Origin of the sequence: Microvirga massiliensis (genome assembly GCF_001006805.1) — a bacterium.
GTDB classification, from domain to species: domain Bacteria; phylum Pseudomonadota; class Alphaproteobacteria; order Rhizobiales; family Beijerinckiaceae; genus Microvirga; species Microvirga massiliensis.
The window spans coordinates 182,767-198,970 of the sequence record NZ_LN811355.1; the positions used below are offsets into that span (position 1 = coordinate 182,767).

General features: G+C 63.7%; 13 protein-coding genes. 7 read left to right on the plus strand and 6 right to left on the minus strand.

The features are described from left to right. The first annotated feature begins 50 nt into the window (after positions 1-50). The 3 genes from BN1233_RS19245 (at position 51) to BN1233_RS48455 (ending at position 1,031) form a co-directional block, all read left to right on the plus strand. Positions 51-392 carry a hypothetical protein gene (locus BN1233_RS19245; protein ID WP_046865466.1) on the plus strand — a complete coding sequence of 114 codons (342 nt, stop codon included), beginning with the start codon at positions 51-53 and terminating at the stop codon, positions 390-392. A 202-nt stretch (positions 393-594) separates the two neighbouring features. After that, positions 595-768 carry a CsbD family protein gene (locus BN1233_RS19250; RefSeq protein WP_046865467.1) on the plus strand — a complete coding sequence of 58 codons (174 nt, stop codon included), beginning with the start codon at positions 595-597 and terminating at the stop codon, positions 766-768. A gap of 86 nt (positions 769-854) precedes the next feature. Next, complete coding sequence (locus tag BN1233_RS48455) at positions 855-1,031, plus strand: hypothetical protein (RefSeq protein ID WP_187144324.1); 177 nt, start codon at positions 855-857, stop codon at positions 1,029-1,031. A 36-nt stretch (positions 1,032-1,067) separates the two neighbouring features. Here the strand turns inward: BN1233_RS48455 and mfd are convergent, their stop codons facing one another. Both mfd and BN1233_RS19260 read right to left on the minus strand, forming a co-directional pair. Next, positions 1,068-4,586, minus strand: coding sequence for a transcription-repair coupling factor (mfd, locus tag BN1233_RS19255; protein WP_046865221.1), 3,519 nt, complete (start codon positions 4,584-4,586; stop codon positions 1,068-1,070). A 71-nt stretch (positions 4,587-4,657) separates the two neighbouring features. Beyond that, positions 4,658-4,954: an FAD assembly factor SdhE gene (locus BN1233_RS19260; RefSeq protein ID WP_046865222.1), complete on the minus strand. Its 297-nt coding sequence runs from the start codon at positions 4,952-4,954 to the stop codon at positions 4,658-4,660. An 86-nt stretch (positions 4,955-5,040) separates the two neighbouring features. On the opposite strand from BN1233_RS19260, the gene recG reads away from it, so the two are divergent. After that, the gene (gene recG / locus BN1233_RS19265) at positions 5,041-7,161 is read left to right on the plus strand and encodes an ATP-dependent DNA helicase RecG (RefSeq protein ID WP_046865223.1); all 2,121 of its coding nucleotides are present in this window, start codon (positions 5,041-5,043) and stop codon (positions 7,159-7,161) included. Positions 7,162-7,164: 3 nt separating this feature from the next. Here the strand turns inward: recG and BN1233_RS19270 are convergent, their stop codons facing one another. Beyond that, on the minus strand, positions 7,165-7,899 hold the full coding sequence (locus tag BN1233_RS19270; protein WP_082145544.1) for a DUF502 domain-containing protein: 735 nt from the start codon (positions 7,897-7,899) through the stop codon (positions 7,165-7,167). 95 nt (positions 7,900-7,994) lie between these two features. Here BN1233_RS19270 and BN1233_RS19275 point away from each other — a divergent pair, with 95 nt between their 5' ends. After that, positions 7,995-8,414 (plus strand): YbaN family protein, encoded by a 420-nt coding sequence (locus BN1233_RS19275; RefSeq protein ID WP_244470624.1) that lies wholly within the window; start codon positions 7,995-7,997, stop codon positions 8,412-8,414. A gap of 42 nt (positions 8,415-8,456) precedes the next feature. Here BN1233_RS19275 and glmS read toward each other — a convergent pair whose 3' ends face one another. Then, a complete protein-coding gene (gene glmS / locus BN1233_RS19280; protein WP_046865224.1) occupies positions 8,457-10,283 on the minus strand; it encodes a glutamine--fructose-6-phosphate transaminase (isomerizing) in 1,827 nt (608 codons plus the stop codon). 210 nt (positions 10,284-10,493) lie between these two features. After that, on the minus strand, positions 10,494-11,870 hold the full coding sequence (gene glmU / locus BN1233_RS19285; RefSeq protein WP_046865225.1) for a bifunctional UDP-N-acetylglucosamine diphosphorylase/glucosamine-1-phosphate N-acetyltransferase GlmU: 1,377 nt from the start codon (positions 11,868-11,870) through the stop codon (positions 10,494-10,496). A 128-nt stretch (positions 11,871-11,998) separates the two neighbouring features. Here glmU and BN1233_RS19290 point away from each other — a divergent pair, with 128 nt between their 5' ends. Together BN1233_RS19290 and mdoH are read left to right on the plus strand one after the other, a co-directional pair. Further along, positions 11,999-13,585 carry an OpgD/OpgG family glucan biosynthesis protein gene (locus BN1233_RS19290; RefSeq protein ID WP_074078322.1) on the plus strand — a complete coding sequence of 529 codons (1,587 nt, stop codon included), beginning with the start codon at positions 11,999-12,001 and terminating at the stop codon, positions 13,583-13,585. Continuing rightward, on the plus strand, positions 13,561-15,759 hold the full coding sequence (gene mdoH, locus BN1233_RS19295) for a glucans biosynthesis glucosyltransferase MdoH (RefSeq protein WP_082145545.1): 2,199 nt from the start codon (positions 13,561-13,563) through the stop codon (positions 15,757-15,759). The genes BN1233_RS19290 and mdoH overlap by 25 nt, the downstream gene beginning before the upstream one ends. A 160-nt stretch (positions 15,760-15,919) precedes the next feature. Here mdoH and BN1233_RS19300 read toward each other — a convergent pair. Continuing rightward, positions 15,920-16,204, minus strand: a 285-nt coding sequence (locus BN1233_RS19300) for a hypothetical protein (protein WP_046865228.1), incomplete at its 5' end; no start/stop codon positions are given.

The window sequence follows — 16,204 nt, forward strand, 5'->3', positions numbered from 1 at the left end:
AGTGTTGTAAGCTCGCTGTTTGTCCTCACCCAAGGTTTTCCATGCTCCCCATGAACGGTGTCCAAAAGGTACTGGTCGTAGACAGCGGCGAACGTTCCGCCGGGGGAGCAGTATCCGCACAACTGGCCGAGATGGGGCTCGCGAGCGTTACGGCGCCGCTGGCAGCGGCGGAAGAAGTGCTCGAACTGATGCCGAGCCCGACAGCCGTAGTCTTCCAGATTCCTTCATCGGCCGATTTCGAGGAGCGGCGAGTCTATCTTCGGTTGGCCGACCGCGTACGAGCCGCTGGCATCCCGGTCCTGATCATCGGCGAGAATGACGCAGCCGGGGGGCAGTCCGCTCTCCTCCAGAGCGGCCTCGGTGCGAAGATCCTTTCCCAAGCCGCGCTTTAGGAACTCCGAATCCGAAAAGACGGATTTGCCTTTGGTGGCAGCTCTTTGAGCTGATCTGCTCACCAATTGTCAGAACCGGCGGTCCCGATAGCCGGTTCTGGATCGAGTTCTATCCGAACCCGGTCTGGCTCGTCTTCTAGCGGAACCCTTTAGGCCGCGATCGGTTTGCCCACAGTCACAAACGAAGGAGAATGTGATGGCAATCGATCCCGATCGCACGGAAGGCTCCGCCAAGAATCTGGGCGGAAAGATCAAGGAACAGGTCGGAAAGGTGACCGGCGATTCCAAAACCCAAGCGGAAGGCAAGGCCGATCAGGCCGAGGGCAAGATCCAGAATACGATCGGCGGGATCAAGGATACGCTGAAGGGCAAATAGACCTGACGCCAAGGGGTCCCGAAGCCTGGCTATTCGCTGCGATAACGCGTTAGCCAGAGCAAAGACTGACCGACGGAGCGGCAACCGTGCCGATATTGCTCATCGTCCTGATCGCGATCCTGGTAGCCCAGGTCGGGTTCTGGAAGGCGCTCGGGGCAATTTTCGGCGCGGTTGGCGTTCTGATCCTTTTCGTGCTCGTTCTTGCGGCAACGCTCGCCTTGGCTGGCTACCTCATTTTCCGCCGCGTCCAGCAGCGCTTCTGAGCGGCCCGGCATCGCCGGGCAGCCGCAAGTCGAACCTCACGCCGCCTTCTTTTCCGCAATCTTCGCGAGGTTTCGCAGGATGGAGGTCGTCGCCTTCATGCGCTCGTCGGGGCGCTCCACGTCTCGAATGAAAACGATCTTCATGTCGGGGCGCACCTTCGCGAATGAAGCCTGCTCCGATACATAAGAAATGAGCCCGCCCGGGTTCGCGAAGGAATTGTCCCGGAACGAGACGATAATCCCTTTCGGGCCACCTTCGACTTTCTCGACATTGGCGCGACGGCAGAGGACCTTGATCGCCATGATCTTGAGAAGCTGATCTACTTCCGGAGGCATCGGGCCAAAGCGGTCGACCATCTCCGCGCCGAACGCCTCGATCTCGGCATCCGTCTCGAGATTGGAAAGACGACGATACAGGCCGAGCCGCAGTTGCAGGTCGGGCACGTAGCTCTCGGGGATCATCACCGGAGTTCCGATGGCGATGGTGGGAGACCATTGATCCTCGGCAGGCTCCTCGATCCCGGCTTTCAGCTGCGCCACCGCATCTTCGAGCATCTGCTGGTAGAGTTCGTAGCCTACCTCGCGGATATGTCCGGATTGCTCGTCACCCAGGAGGTTACCGGCTCCGCGGATGTCGAGGTCATGCGAGGCGAGCTGGAACCCGGCCCCGAGCGTATCCAGCGACTGCAGAACCTTGAGACGCCGCTCGGCTTGCACCGTGAGCGTACGATTCGCGGGCACGGTGAACAAGGCATAGGCTCGTGTTTTCGAGCGCCCGACGCGACCACGCAGCTGGTAGAGCTGCGCCAGGCCGAACATGTCGGCCCGATGCACGATCAGGGTATTCGCGGTCGGGATGTCGAGCCCGGATTCGACGATCGTCGTCGACAGGAGGATGTCGTATTTCCCCTCGTAGAAAGCCGTCATGACATCCTCGAGCTGCGTCGCCGCCATCTGGCCATGCGCCACCGCGACCTTCGCCTCCGGGACCTCCCGGTCGAGGAAACTCTTGACCTCGGCCAGATCCTCGAGACGCGGCACCACGTAGAAGGCCTGCCCACCACGATAGCGTTCACGGAGCAGGGCCTCCCTGATCATCAGGGGATCGAAGGGCGTCACGAAGGTGCGAACCGCCAGCCGGTCCACGGGCGGTGTCGTGATGAGCGAAAGTTCTCTCACTCCCGTCAGGGCGAGCTGCAGCGTGCGGGGGATCGGCGTTGCGGACAACGTGAGCACGTGCACCTCGGCCCGAAGCTCCTTCAGGCGCTCCTTATGCGCGACCCCGAAATGCTGCTCCTCGTCGACGATCACCAGGCCCAGATCCTTGAAGTGGATCGTCTTCCCCAGGAGCGCATGGGTTCCGATGACGATGTCGACGGTTCCATCGGCGAGGCCTTCCTTGACCTTCTTCATCTCTCCGGCCGGAACGAAGCGAGAAGCCTGTGCGATCTTTACCGGCAGTCCGTGGAACCGTTCCGAAAATGTCCGGAAGTGCTGGCGCGCCAGCAACGTCGTGGGCACGACCACCGCGACCTGCTTGCCGCTGAGCGCCGTCACGAAAGCGGCCCGCAACGCGACTTCGGTTTTTCCGAACCCGACATCGCCGCAGACGAGGCGGTCCATCGGGCGCCCCGCTGAAAGATCGTCGATAGTCGCCTCGATCGCGCTCAGCTGGTCCTCGGTCTCGTCATAGGGAAAGCGCGCCGAAAACTCGTCGTAGAGCCCCTCCTGCGGCACCAGCCGCGGCGCCTCGCGCAACACCCGCGCAGCGGCGATCTTCATGAGCGCACCGGCCATCTCGCGGATGCGCTGCTTCATGCGTGACTTGCGCGCCTGCCAGGCTCCGCCGCCCAGCCGGTCGAGCTGGACGTCGGTCTCCTCCGACCCGTAGCGTGTCAGTAGCTCGATGTTCTCGACCGGCAGGAACAGCCGATCGCCTCCGGCATAGTGGAGTTCCAGGCAATCGTGCGGAGCACCGGCTGCCTCGATGGTCTTAAGGCCTTCGAAGCGCCCGATACCGTGATCGACGTGCACGACGAGGTCGCCGGGCGTGAGAGCTGCGACCTCGGTCAGGAAGTCCTGTGGCCGCTTGCTTTTGCGCTTCGGACGGACGAGCCGGTCCCCGAGGATGTCCTGCTCGCCGACGACGGCGAGATCTCCGGCCTCGAATCCGGACTCGAGGGCCCATACGGCCACCGGGACTTCCTGACGGGGCAAGGCCATTGCATCGGACAGCCGGGCAACGGGCTTCGTCTGACGCAGATCGTAATCATTCAGGACATGGCACAGGCGCTCTCGCGAGCCCTCCGACCAAGCCGTCAGAATGACCCGCCGGCCCGCGGCCTGCAGGTCGCGGACGTGCCCGATTGCGGCTTCGAACACATTGGCATCCGCCGCGCGTTCCGCGGCGAAGCTGCGCCCCTGACGCGCTCCGCAATCGACGACGGCCTGTTGCCCCGATTCGGGCATCGCAAACGGCGTGACCCGCGCAACGGTGGCATCTCTCAGCCGCTCGGCGAACTCCTCCGCGCCGAGGTAGAGGGCGTCCGGCAGGAGTGGCCGATAGGGAGCGACACCCGGTTGCGGGTGAGCGAGAGCCACCTGGCGCGCATCATAATAGTCTTTGACCTGCGAGAGCCGTTCTCCAGCCGCGTCCTCCGCGAGCGCATCGAGAACGACCGGCACGCCGGGCAGGTATTCCAGAAGCGTATCGAGATGCTCGTTGAACAGTGGCAGGAAGTGCTCGACACCCGCGGTGCGCCGCCCCTCGCTCACGGCCTCATAGAGTCGATCGTCCTTCATCGGCGCGCCGAGAGTGGCAACATAGGATTGCCTGAACCGCCGGATGCTCTCCGTCGTCAGCTGCACTTCGCTCATCGGCACGAGGTCGAGCGACCTCAGGGTTCCGACGGTGCGCTGCGTCTCGGAATCGAATGCGCGGATCGATTCCAGCGTGTCGCCGAAGAAGTCGAGACGGACGGGGTTGGGGAGGCCTGCAGGATAGAGATCGATGATGCCGCCGCGCACGGCATATTCACCCGTATCCCGAACCGTTCCCGTCCGCAGAAAGCCGTTGATCTCAAGCCACGCCACGAGTTGCTCGGTGTCGACCATGTTGCCGGGCGCTGCGGAAAACGTTTCGGTCTCTAGCCGAGAGCGTGGCGGCACTCGTTGTATGAGGGCATTGACGGTCGTCGAGACCAGTCGAGGTCGCTCCTCCGACGTCTTCGACCGGGTGAGCCGCGACAGCGTGGTCATACGCTGGGCCATGATGCCCGCATTCGGCGAGATGCGGTCGTAGGGCTGGGTGTCCCAGGCCGGGAAAGCGAGCACCTCGATTTCGGGTGCGATGAATTGCAGCGCGTTCTGGAGCAACTGCTGGCGCTGGCCGTCACGGGCAACATGGAGGAGTACGGCAGGCCCGTCCGCACCCTTCGAGAGCGATCTCGCCAGATCCGCCACCACCATGGCATCGAAGCCATCGGGCACGCTAGCAAGGGTAACGTGCCGGCCTTGGCGAAGGGTTTGGACCGCACGGGTCAGGGCAGACGACATTGAAAGATCTTCGGTTCTTGGTGGACGCTCCTCCGGGAGCGTTGTTCACCGCACCGGAAGCTCGATTGAAGTCAGGAATGGATCGGCGCGTCGTGGGTGTGAAAAGCCTTCAGGCGCCGGAAGAGCGGCGTGTCGTAATTCGAGGGAGGCGCGGTCTCGGCCGTGATCCACCGAAAGAGCTCCCCATCGGGGACTTCGATGAGCTGCTCGAACTCCGCCAGCTCTTCGTCCGACATGGCTCCGATTTCCGCATCGGCGAAACGCCCCATGATGAGATCCAGCTCGCGCATGCCACGATGCCATGCCCGGTAGAGGATGCGTCGACGACGTGGATCGAGGCCGGCGCTCGTGCGTGTCGACCCGCTCATGAGGGCTCCGTTCGTGCTTTGACGCGTCGCAGAGCGACGGACTGGCCGCTATATAGCCAGCCTGTTCCGCCATGCCACCCCGATTGATGTCGCTGCGTCCATCCCTCCTCGACCCACTGTTCGCGTCCGCAACGTCCCTGCCGGGCGTGGGCCCGAAGCTCGCTCCCCTTCTGGACCGGCTCATCGGAGAGCCGGGGCGCCCGGCGCGGGTCGTCGACCTTCTGTTCCATCTCCCGACGGGAGGCATCGACCGAGAGCTCAAGGGTTCGATCGCAGAGGCGCCGATCGGGGACCCGGTCACGATTTCCGGCGTCGTGGCGGCGCACTATCCCTCCCCGCCCGGACGGGCCCGTGCGCCCTATCGCGTTCTCCTGGAGGACGAGAGTGGCGACGTCACTCTGGTCTTCTTCCATGCCCAGTGCGCGCGGCTCGAGAAGACTCTACCCGTGGGCGCTGGCCGGATCGTCTCCGGACGGATCGAGCTCTGGGACGGTAGGCGCCAGATGGTGCATCCGGACCGAATCCTGGATCAGGAGGCTCTCGATCGCCTCCCTGCCGTTGAGGCGGTCTATGGCCTGACGGAAGGCCTCAGCTCCCGGATGCTCGGCCGCTATGTCGAAGCGGCCATCGGGAGGATTCCCCCTCTTCCGGAATGGCAGGACCCGGCTTGGCTCGCGCGCGAGCGCATGCCGGCGTTCCGGACGGCTTTGGAGGCAATCCACCGGCCGTCGAGCCCGGCCCAGCTGAGCGAGGAAAATCTCATTCGCTCCCCGGATCGGCGCAGGCTTGCCTATGACGAACTCCTAGCGTCGCAGCTCGCACTCGCTCTGGTGCGGAGCCGGATGCGTCGCGCGCCCGGTCGGTTGAACGCGGGCGACGGTCGCCTCGTCGAGGCGATCCGCCAGAGCCTATCCTTTGGTCTTACCCCCTCTCAGGAGCGCGCCGTCGGGGAGATCCGGAGCGACCTCGTTTCGGATCGGCGCATGCTTCGCCTGCTGCAGGGCGATGTCGGATCCGGCAAGACGGTCGTCGGCCTCCTTGCGATGGCGAGCGCAGTCGAGGCCGGCCGTCAGGCAGCCTTGATGGCCCCGACGGAGATCCTGGCGCGGCAGCATTTCCTCAGGATAGAGCCGCTCGCCAAGGAGGCGGGCTTGGGGATGGCACTTCTGATGGGGCGCGATCGAGGCGCTGTGCGCCGCAAGGTATTGGAAGGCTTGAGCGAGGGCGCCCTCGATATCGTCGTCGGAACACATGCTTTGTTTCAGGAAGGCGTCGTGTTCCGGGATCTCGGTCTCGCTGTCGTCGACGAGCAGCATCGCTTCGGCGTGCACCAGCGTCTTGCACTCGGCGCAAAGGGCGAGGCCGTCGACATCCTCGTCATGACCGCAACGCCCATTCCGCGCACGCTGGCTCTCGCGGGCTTCGGGGACATGGACATCTCGGTTCTCACCGAGAAGCCGGCGGGCCGAAAGCCGATTGCAACCCGTCTGGTGTCGATCGACCGACTGGACGAGGTCGTCGGAGCGATCGGGCGCGCCATTGCCGCAGGCGACCAAGTCTACTGGGTGTGCCCGCTCGTCGGCGAATCCGAAGCGCTCGACCTGGCGGCAGCCGAGGAGCGCTTCAACGGGCTTCGCAGCGTATTCGGCAACAGTGTGGGGCTGATTCACGGAAAGCTCGCGGGACGGGACAAGGATGACGCCATGGCGAGCTTCGTCGCCGGAGAGACCAAGATCCTCGTCTCGACGACGGTGATCGAGGTCGGGGTCGACGTTCCCCGGGCCACGGTGATGGTGATCGAGCACGCGGAGCGGTTCGGCCTTGCCCAGCTCCACCAATTGCGCGGCCGCATCGGCCGCGGAGATCGGGCCTCGACATGCCTTCTGGTCTACAAGGGTCCACTCGGGCCAACCGCGAGAGCTCGCCTGGAAACCCTGCGCGAGACGGAGGACGGGTTTCGCATCGCGGAAGAGGACCTCCGCCTGCGCGGCGAAGGCGAAATGCTGGGGACGCGCCAGTCCGGGCTGCCTGGCTTCAAGCTTGCCCGCCTCGACTCGGACCGCGATCTCCTGGAAGCCGCCCGCGACGATGCGAGGCTCATCATCGAACGAGATCCCGAACTCGTCAGTGCCCGCGGAGAGGCCCTGCGCGTGCTGCTCTACCTCTTCGAGCGGGATACGGCGATCAAGCTCCTCAGAGCCGGCTGAGCCTTATCGCGAGTTCGACGGAGACCCATCGGCATTCGCGAGCTCACGCAGCTGCCGCTGGATCTCCGGTTGGATGACACCCGCCGACATGACGAGCTTGGCCGCATCGTCGACGGACATGGCGAGTTCTATGACCTCCTCGCGCGGCAGGTAGAAGAAGAAGCCGGTCGTCGGGTTCGGCGTGCAGGGCAGGAATACGCCAACATACTCCCCTGCCGGTGGGAGGCGCTCCGTCAGCTCTCCCCCTGCCGTATTCGAGATGAAGACGATCGACCACGTCCCCTTCACGGGGAACTGGACCAGCCCGACGGTCCGGAAGGAGGTGCCGTTCGCCGAGAAGATGGTCTCGAAAACCTGCTTCGTGCCCTTGTAGATGCCCCGCACGACGGGCATCCGGTTCAGCACCAGCTCGCCGATGTCGATCAAGGTTCGCCCGACGAGATTGGCGGTGAGGAAGCCCAGGAGCGTCAAACCCGTGAACGCGATCACCAGCCCGAAACCCGGAATCTCGAAGGGAAGATACGTCTCGGGGAGGTAGCGGACAGGAACCAGAGGTTTGACCCACCCGTCTACAAGCGTGATGAACCACCACGTGATGTAGATCGTAATCGTCAGCGGGCCCGCGACGATGAGGCCAGTCAGAAAATAGTTGCGGAGGCGCATCCTCGGAGTCGAGGCAAGCCGCAGGTGGATCTGCTCCTCACCTCCACCAGGTGGCGACTTGTCGGCGGCACTCATCGAGGTCTGTCAAAAAGAGGAATGTTGATGCTTCCCTTGTCCTATTGGAGCTTCTGCCCCCGCTCAAGTGAGACACGACGTGCGGAGCGGGCGAGGTGAGAGAGTCTCAAGCGCCACCGCCGCATAATGGACAGCGGGCAAGCTCGGGCTCTGGAGGCATATGGCGGCCGGTCCTGGCCGGGTTCGGTATCGTCTTTACTATCATCGGAGCGGCAGGGCTCGTGCTGCCTCTCCTGCCCGGAACGCTTTTCCTGATCCTCGCAACAGCCTGCTTCACGCGATCCTCTCCCCGCTTCGAGCGGTGGCTCCTGGAGCATGCCCGCCTCGGGCCGCCCGTGCGGCAATGGCGCGAGCGAGGCGTCATCCCAACCCGTGCCAAGATTTTTGCTTGCGTGAGCATCGCTGCGAGCTACGGCATCGTCCTTTTATCCGATGCGCCTGCCATCGCGAAGGCGAGCACGCTGGTCATTCTCGTCAGCGTGGTCGCCTATATCGTCACCCGCCCTAACGGGTGAGCGACGCCGGGGACTGATCAGATCCATTCCCGGGCCGATGTCTCATTCGACCGTGACGGACTTTGCCAGATTGCGCGGCTGGTCGACATCTTTCCCGAGGACGACGGCAGCGTAATAAGCGATGAGTTGGACCGGAACGGCATGGAGGATCGGCGCCACGACGGGATGCGCAGAGGGAAGCACGACGACCTGATCGAGTTGCAGGCCCGCCTCCGCCGCGCCCTTGTCGTCCGTCACGAGGATGAGGCGTCCGCCGCGCGCCGAGACCTCCTGCATGTTCGAAACGGTCTTTTCGAAGACCTGATCGTGCGGGGCGATCACGATCACCGGCATCGTCTCGTCGATCAGCGCGATCGGCCCATGCTTGAGTTCTCCCGCCGCATAGCCCTCGGCATGGATGTAAGAGATCTCCTTGAGCTTCAGTGCGCCTTCGAGCGCCAGCGGGTAAGCGGTATTGCGCCCGAGGTAGAGGACGTCGCGGGCTTTCGAGAGCTCACGGCAGATCGCCTCCACCTGCCCTTCCCGCATCAGCGTCTCGCTCATCAGTCCGGGCACGGAGATCAGCGCATCGACGAGCGTCTTCTCGTCCTGAGACGAGAGCGTGCCGCGGGCGCGCCCCGCCGCGATGGCAAGGCACAGAAGAACCGTGAGCTGGCACGTGAATGCCTTGGTGGATGCCACGCCGATCTCGAGGCCTGCCAGCGTCGGCGCAACCACATCGCTCTCGCGCGCCATCGTGGAGGTCAGCACGTTGACGACGGATAGCGTCTTCTGGCCATGCTCTTTTGCGTATCTCAACGACGCGAGCGTATCGGCCGTTTCACCGGACTGTGACACGAACAGCGAAAGGCCGTCTTTCTCGAGGGGGGGCTCGCGATAACGGAACTCCGACGCGATATCGATCTCGACCGGCAGCCCCGCGAGGCGCTCGAACCAGTATCGCGCGACGAGACCGGACAGATAGGCCGTGCCGCAGGCCGCAATGGAAATCCGCGTGAGCTTCTTGAAGTCGAACGGCACCTCGAAGGGCAATACGACCTGGCCGGCGGCGAAATCCACGTAATGCGCGAGGGTGCGGCCCACGACTTCGGGCTGCTCGTGGATTTCCTTGGCCATGAAGTGGCGGAAATTGCCCTTGTCGGCGACGAATGCTCCGGTGTGGATCGTCTGGCGAGGACGTGAGACGGGTTCGTTCGCAACGTTCCGGATTTCCGCGCCCGAACGGTGCAGGATCGCCCAGTCGCCTTCCTCAAGATAGGTGATCTCGCTCGTGAAAGGCGCGAGGGCGAGCGCATCCGATCCGAGATACATCTCTCCCTCGCCGAAGCCGATGGCGAGCGGTGCGCCGTGCCGGGCACCGATGAGCAGATCCTCTTCCCCTGCGAACAGAAAGCCGAGCGCGAATGCCCCGCGCAGGCGCGGCAATGTGAGGCTGACCGCCTCAACGGGAGAATAGCCGGCGCGCAGCGAACGGGTGACGAGCTGCGCAACGACTTCCGTGTCGGTTTCCGTCTCGAACTCGATCCCTGCTGCTAAAAGCTCGGTCTTGAGCTCCCGGAAGTTCTCGATGATCCCATTATGGACCACGGCAACGCAGTCGGTGGCGTGAGGGTGCGCATTGTTCTCGTTCGGCTTCCCGTGGGTCGCCCAGCGTGTGTGGCCGATCCCCACCGCCCCCTTGAGGGGCGACTGGGAGAGCTTGATCTCGAGATTGCGGAGCTTGCCTTCCGCCCGGCGCCGTTCGAGCCGGCCGTCTTCCAGTGTCGCAACTCCGGACGAATCGTATCCCCGGTATTCGAGGCGCTTCAACGCCTCGACGACCTGCGTCGCGACGGCCCCCTGGCCGAGAATCCCGACGATTCCGCACATGCTTCACACCTTCTCTGCTCTCGGCGCGCCGGAGCTTACGCCGGCAGCGAGTCCTCTCGGGTGCCGTCCGGGTTCAGCTCTCGTGTCCGTTTATCACGATCTGGACCACACGCCATGACACCACTGGGTAGAACCGATCGGACAGGGACCCCGCCTTTCGGAGGTCGAGCGCCGGGCGTAGCCCTTGGCGAAGCTGAGGCGGGCCTCAGGTCAACCCGCCTTCTTCTGCTTCTGTAGATTCCGGCGGGCGCTGGCCCAGCCCTCCTTGTTGGCTTGGCGTCCGCGGGCCACGGCCAGGGAATTATCCGGAACATCCTCGGTGATCACCGATCCAGAGGCGACATAGGCTCCCGCCCCGATCGTGACCGGCGCGACGAGCGAGGAATTCGAACCTACGAATGCACCCTCCCCGATCACCGTACGGAACTTCGCGAAACCATCATAATTGCAGGTGATCGTGCCCGCGCCGATATTGGCCTTCGCGCCGACGGTCGCGTCTCCGACATAGGTCAGGTGATTGACCTTGGCTCCCTCACCGAGCTCGGCATTCTTCATCTCGACGAAATTTCCGATCTTCGCCTTTGCCCCGATCTTCGCGCCCGGACGCAGGCGGGCGAAAGGTCCGACCTCCGCACCAGGACCGATTTCTGCATTCTCGAAATGGCTGAAGGCGTGAACCGTTGCGCCATCCGCGATCCGGACGCCGGGACCGAAGAACACGTTTGGCTCGATCGTCACGTCCCGCCCCACGACCGTGTCGTGGCTGAAGAAGACCGTTTCCGGAGCGATCAGTGTCGCACCTCCGGCCATCACCTCCCGACGCCTCTTCGCTTGAAAGGTGCGCTCGGCGGCCGCCAGCTGGATCCTATCATTGATCCCTTGCACTTCGTCCTCATCGGCCAGAACGACCGCCGCGCGCTCTCCGCGCTGAACAGCCAACTCGACCACGTCGGTGAGGTAGTACTCGCTCTGGGCATTCTCGCAGCCGATCGCCTTGAGAAGAGCAAGGGCGATATCGCCCCTCAAAGCCATCAACCCGGCATTGCAGAGGCCGATCGCCTGCACCTCGGCCGTCGCATCCTTCTCTTCGCGGATCGCGAGGAGGCTTCCGTCATAGGTCACCAGCCTCCCATAGCCGGAGGGGTCACGGGCCTCGAATCCCAGAACGGCGACGGCTGCCCCGGCGGCGAGCGGTTCGCGGAGCCGACGGAAAGTCTCTGCCGTTACGAGCGGAGTGTCCCCGAAAGCTACAACGATGTCGTCGGCTCCCGATTCGAAGGCCGCGCGTGCACAGAGGACGGCGTGCGCTGTCCCAAGCCTTTCGTTTTGGATGAAGACCGCCGCGTCCGGGACGGCCCGTGCTACAGCCTCCGCGACATCTTCTCGATCCGGTCCTACGACGACGGCGATCCGCTCTGCGCCGGCGGCACCTGTCGCGGCAAGGACATGCTCCAGCAAGCTTCGGCCCGCGATTTGGTGCAGAACTTTCGGCCGGGCAGACCTCATGCGCGTGCCTTCGCCCGCCGCGAGGACGATGGCGGTACAGTGGCGCGCCTGGGCACCGGATTCCTGAGCAGGTTCGTTCATGAGAGTCGATGCCAGATTTCTGCCAAGTTTGGGAGAGCGAGTGCGGCTGTTTACTTCACTGCCGCAAATTCCGATATCCATGATAAAGGCCGAGCTATTCGGTCGCACAAACCCAAGAGACCACGACCGTGTCGCCGACCTCCGGTCCCCAGCCTCATCCACTCCCCCATCGGCGCACGGTTGTTGCCGGGCTGGCAGCGGTCGCGGCCAGTCAGGCTCTACCGGGCTCGGCCTCTGCCCAGAATCAAACCCCGCAATCCATCATTCAGCTCGCAATGGGAGACGGGCAGCGCTTCGATGCCGGGCTCGTAACGGAGATCGCGCGACAGATTGCCCGGCGTCCCTTCGTGCCGCCCGTCAATGACCTCCCGGACGTCTTCGCCAGCCTGACCTATGAGCAATATGTCGGGATCAAGTCGCTCCCGTCATCTCTGATCTGGAGCACCGAGGGCGCCGGCATCGCGGTCGAGCCCCTCCACCGCGGCTCCCTCTTCTCGAATCCCGTAACCCTTTTCCTGATAGAGGATGGGGTCGTGCGGCGCCTGGCGTTTGATCGGACGCGCTTTGACTACGGCAAGCTGAATGTGCCGGCCAACCTCGGCGATATCGGCTATTCCGGGGTGAAGCTGTATTCGGCGTTCGGCAACGGCCAGCCCACCGACTTCGCGGTCATACAGGGAGCGACCTTCTTCCGGGCTCTTGCTCGCGGCCAGAACTATGGCGTCGTCGCGCGTGCCCTGACCCTCAAGCCGGCAGAAGTCCGTGGCGAGGAATTCCCGATCTTTCGGGCCCTCTGGCTCGAGCGTTCCGTGCCGGGATCGAACCAGATCGTCGTGCATGGCCTGATCGATTCCGAATCGACCACTGCCTCCATCCGGATGACCTTCCGTCCCGGAGACCTGACAATCGTCGATGTGGAGCTCACTCTGATTCCGCGCGCCAATCTCGAGCATGTCGGTCTCGGGGGAATGACCTCGAGTTACCTGTTCGGCCCGATTGACAGGAGAAATATCGACGACGCGCGGCCTGCTGTGCACGAATCGTCCGGTCTTCAGATTCTGAACGGACACGGGGAGTGGCTGTGGCGGCCTCTCCAGAATCCCGAGACTCTCCAGATCTCGGCCTTTGTCGATGCTTCCAATTCACCTGGCGGCTTCGGTCTCCTGCAGCGGAACCGTTCCTTCGACATGTACCAGGATGACGAGCAGCACTACGAGCGGCGGCCTAGCCTGTGGATCGAACCGCTCGGCGAATGGGGGCAAGGGTCGGTCCAGCTTCTCGAGATCCCGTCCGACGCAGAGATCAACGACAATATTCTGGTCTATTGGCGCCCGCGCGCCCCGATTGCAGCCGGAGCAGAAGCCTCATTCGCCTATCGTCAGTTCTGGGCCTGGACTCCACCCAATCGGCCGCCCCTGGCCGTCGTGTCCAGTACTCGCTCGGGCCGGGGAACCACTGGGCGACGGCGACGCTTTTTCGTCGATTTTGTCGGCGATATGCTCGGCGAGGGAACTCCTGTGGACCTGAAGCCTTCCCTGACCGTTGGTCCTGGGACGATTCACAATCTGCGTTTCTGGCCCTACCCGGAGCGGAAGGTTGGCAGGGTCACCTTCGAGCTTGACCCTGGAAACGAAAACGCGTGTGAGATGCGGCTCGTGCTGGAAGTGGACGGAAAGCCAATCAGCGAGACATGGCTATATCGGTGGACACCTTAGAACTTTCCGGGTCTCCGATCACCGCGATCTCGCGGCCGGAAGCCGCGATGCCTCCAGAGTCACCGCTCTCGATGCCGACACAGGACCTGCGGCGATGGTCCTCGTCGCAGGAGCGATCGCTCGTTGCGGAGCATCCGGGCCGGACACCCGTGTTGGCGCGGCTCTTCGTGTTCGGAGGCGCCCTCCTTCTGACCGCCTACGGCGCCTATGAGATGTACCAGGTCGTGTCGGTCAGCCGCACGACCGTTCTCCAGTATGTCTTGCTGGCATTGTTCACGATCAACTTCTCCTGGATTGCGCTCGCCTTCACGAGCGGCCTCCTGGGATTTCTCGTGCTGCTGCGGCGCCCCAGATTGCCGGACCGCCTGCCGCCGTCGCTGAAGGCGCGGACCGCCATAGTAATGCCCGTCTATAACGAGCAGACCGCCCGGACCTTCGCGGCGCTCGAAGCCATCCGGGAATCGGTGGAGGCGACGGGTCTCGGCGAACACTTCGACTACTTCATTCTCTCCGACTCCACGTCACCCGACGCCTGGGTCGCGGAGGAGCGAGCATTCCAGGCCCTGCGGGATCGGGCCGGACCTCAGGCCCGGATCTACTATCGTCACCGGCATAAGAACCACCACCGTAAGGCCGGCAATATCGCGGATTTCGTGTCGCGCTGGGGCGGACACTACGACCACATGCTGGTGCTCGACGCGGACAGCCTCATGGAAGGCTCCTGCATCATCCATCTCGCGGCTGCCATGGAGGCGGATCCGGATGCCGGCATCATCCAGACGCTGCCTCTGATCATCAATCGCAACACGCTGTTCGCTCGCCTCCAGCAATTTGCAGCCCGGATCTATGGCCCCGTCATCGCCAGCGGCCTCTCGGCCTGGATGGGGTCTGACGGGAATTACTGGGGCCATAACGCGATCATCAGGACGAAGGCGTTCGCGGGCCACGCGGGATTGCCGGACCTCCCAGGTCGTCCGCCGCTCGGCGGACACATTCTGAGCCACGATTTCGTCGAGGCGGCCCTCATTCTGCGGGCAGGATGGAAGGTCTATATGCTCCCGAATCTCGGGGGCTCCTACGAGGAGAGCCCGCCTTCGCTCATCGACCTGTCCGCCCGCGACCGGCGATGGTGCCAGGGCAACCTCCAGCACCTCCGGGTGATCGGGACACGGGGTCTGAAGCTCCCGAGTCGCCAGCATTTCGCGACCGGGATCATGTCCTATCTCGCCTCGCCGTTCTGGCTGTTTCAGTTGATCGTCGGTATCGCGCTGGTCCTGCAGACGACCTACATCCGGCCGGAATATTTCAGCCGGGACTTCGGTCTCTTCCCGGTTTGGCCCCGGTTCGATCCCGAGCGCGCTCTTGCGCTATTCGCGCTTACGATGGGCATTCTCCTGGCCCCGAAGCTCTTCGGCCTCGTGTTGATGCTCTTCGACCGGCAAGGTCGGAGAGCATGCGGAGGAGCCATTCGGCTTCTGGCCTCGTCGATTATCGAGATCATCCTGTCGGCCCTGATGGCGCCGATCCTGATGCTGATCCAGTCCGGCTCGGTCTTCCAGATCCTGCTCGGCCGCGATACGGGCTGGCAGCCGCAACGGCGCGACGACGGATCGATCCCGTTCCGGGATATAGTCCGCCGGCATCGCTGGCACACCGTGCTCGGTGCCTTTACCGGCCTCTCGGCCTTCCTGATCGCGACCTCCCTTTTTCTCTGGATGTCACCGACGATCGTGGGCCTTCTGCTCGCCATCCCGCTCTCCTGGCTCAGTGGCCAGCTTGCGATCGGATTGGCGCTGAAGCGGGCTGGCCTTCTCCTCACGCCGGAGGAATCAACGCCTCCGTCCGTGGCCACGCGGGCCAATGAGCTGATGTCGCAGAACGCCGAGCTCGGCTTCGATGACGAGGATGCGCTTCTGGCCCTCTATCGGGACCCGGACCTTCGGGAGATTCATGTCGCTATGCTGCCGTCGCTTCCGCCACGGCGGCGAGGCGATATCGAAACCGAGCGCGCCCTCGCAACGGCGAGGATCGCCGATGCCGAGACCATTCAGGAGGCAGCCGCCTGGCTCAAGCCCAAGGAGCGGTTCCTCCTTCTTCACGACAAGGCACTTCTCGACTCCACTCTTCGTCTGAGAGACGGGGCTGCAGCGCAGACCCAGGCCGCGGCAGAATAAAAAGGATGCTGCCGATCCGCACTACCTCCGTCCCTGCCGGCCATCGTGTGGGACCGGCAAGGCGTCGAACCGGCTGAACGGGCCCCTCCGGGGTGGAGCAAACGAGAGCAAGGTGCCGTGGCAATAGCAGCCCGCTCAGGCCCTAGGCGAAAGCAGTCTTCTAGGTCTGCGAGTCTCTGAGGCGTGTCTCGGTCCGAGGCAGGCTGCGGGCCTTGGGCGCAAAGGCAAGAGCGATGGCAGTTCCAGCCGCGAGCACACTCCCGACGACCGGAGCGAGCAGGAGCGATGCGACTCCCAGGCTGGACCAGGCGAGCAGAATGGTCACCGCTCCGCCCAAAATCGCAATTCCTGCCAGAAGGATTGGCATTTCCGTCGCCCCGCAGACCAAAGCCATCCATGGCACAAGTTCCGCAACGGCAGACAAGCCCAATTCTTTCAGCACGTT

What these genes read in the sequence shown, in the direction of transcription:
- glmS (WP_046865224.1), bottom strand. Translation starts at nt 10,283, where the DNA reads ATGTGCGGAATCGTCGGGATTCTCGGCCAGGGGGCCGTCGCGACGCAG.
- mfd (WP_046865221.1), bottom strand. Translation starts at nt 4,586, where the DNA reads ATGTCGTCTGCCCTGACCCGTGCGGTCCAAACCCTTCGCCAAGGCCGG.
- recG (WP_046865223.1), top strand. Translation starts at nt 5,041, where the DNA reads ATGTCGCTGCGTCCATCCCTCCTCGACCCACTGTTCGCGTCCGCAACG.
- BN1233_RS19260 (WP_046865222.1), bottom strand. Translation starts at nt 4,954, where the DNA reads ATGAGCGGGTCGACACGCACGAGCGCCGGCCTCGATCCACGTCGTCGA.
- mdoH (WP_082145545.1), top strand. Translation starts at nt 13,561, where the DNA reads ATGGCTATATCGGTGGACACCTTAGAACTTTCCGGGTCTCCGATCACC.
- BN1233_RS19245 (WP_046865466.1), top strand. Translation starts at nt 51, where the DNA reads ATGAACGGTGTCCAAAAGGTACTGGTCGTAGACAGCGGCGAACGTTCC.
- BN1233_RS19270 (WP_082145544.1), bottom strand. Translation starts at nt 7,899, where the DNA reads ATGAGTGCCGCCGACAAGTCGCCACCTGGTGGAGGTGAGGAGCAGATC.
- glmU (WP_046865225.1), bottom strand. Translation starts at nt 11,870, where the DNA reads ATGAACGAACCTGCTCAGGAATCCGGTGCCCAGGCGCGCCACTGTACC.